Annotated in this window: 2 protein-coding genes; both read right to left on the bottom strand. The window is 69.3% G+C overall.

The features are described from left to right. Positions 1-155, bottom strand: a 155-nt coding sequence (locus A5659_RS27390) for an SAM-dependent methyltransferase (protein ID WP_156748967.1), incomplete at its 3' end; no start/stop codon positions are given. 23 nt (positions 156-178) lie between these two features. Continuing rightward, a partial coding sequence (gene hemC / locus A5659_RS22895) for a hydroxymethylbilane synthase (RefSeq protein WP_066865265.1) occupies positions 179-1,056 on the bottom strand: 878 nt, incomplete at its 5' end.

Here is a 1,056-nt window from a genome sequence, read left to right as displayed (position 1 = left end):
GCCAGCACCGGCTCAGGCACGTCGGGGTCGGTGAACACCAGGGCGGCGTTCGCCAGCACCGTGGCGGCCCGGGTCGTCAGCAATCCCGGGTCACCCGGGCCGGAGCCCACGTACGTGATGCGGCCGGGTGTCGGCTTACGCCCTCGCGTCGTCATTGTCGCTCCCACGTAACTCGCTTCTAATTTCCTCGCGTCGGGTCTTGCCGCGCGCCGCTCATCAGCTCTCGGGCGCCCAGCTCGAACAGCTCCGCGGCCACCGAGAGCCCAAGCTCTCGTGCCCGACCGGGACTGCCGATACCGGACGCGCGGATCACATCAGACCCGTCCAGCGCCGCCACACAACCGCGCAGCGACAGCTCTTCGAAGATCCGGCCTTCCTCATCGATGGACTCGACCACTTCGGCGATCGCGCCCACCGGTGCGGAGCAACCGGCCTCCAGTTCGGCCAGCAGGGTTCGCTCCGCAGTGACCGACGCCCTCGTGTCGGCGTCGTCCAGTTCCGCCAGCACCGCCGCTAACCGGCTATCGCCGGCACGGCATTCGACGGCGAGCGCGCCCTGAGCCGGTGCTGGCAACATCTGCACCGGCTCTAGCGTCTCGGTGACGTCGTCGAGGCGACCGATCCGGGCCAGTCCCGCCCGGGCTACCACGATCGCGTCGAGATCACCACTGCTTACCCTGTTCAACCTGGTATCTAGGTTGCCTCGTAGGGGGCGGATTTCCAAACCGAGACCCAATGCTCTAAGCTGCGCGGCCCGCCGCGGCGAGGAGGTGCCCACCAGCGAACCGGCCGGCAACTCCGCGAGCACCAGCCCGTCGCGCGCTACCACCGCATCGCGCGGGTCGTTGCGCACCGGTATGGCCGCCAGAGCAAACCTCGGATCCTCGGCGGTGGGCAGGTCCTTGTGGGAGTGCACGGCGGCGTCGACACGGCCCTCTTCCATGGCCTCGCGCAGGGCGGTGGTGAACACACCGACCCCGAGGTCTTCGATGGGCGCCAACGACCGGTCCCCGGCGGTGGTGATGGTCACCAGCTCCGCCGGGTGTCCCAGCGCGA

The organism is Mycobacterium sp. 1165196.3, assembly GCF_001673415.1.
Taxonomy (GTDB): domain Bacteria; phylum Actinomycetota; class Actinomycetes; order Mycobacteriales; family Mycobacteriaceae; genus Mycobacterium; species Mycobacterium europaeum_A.
Note: the sequence above shows the minus strand (reverse complement) of the source record. Positions and strands in the feature narration are given on the sequence as shown.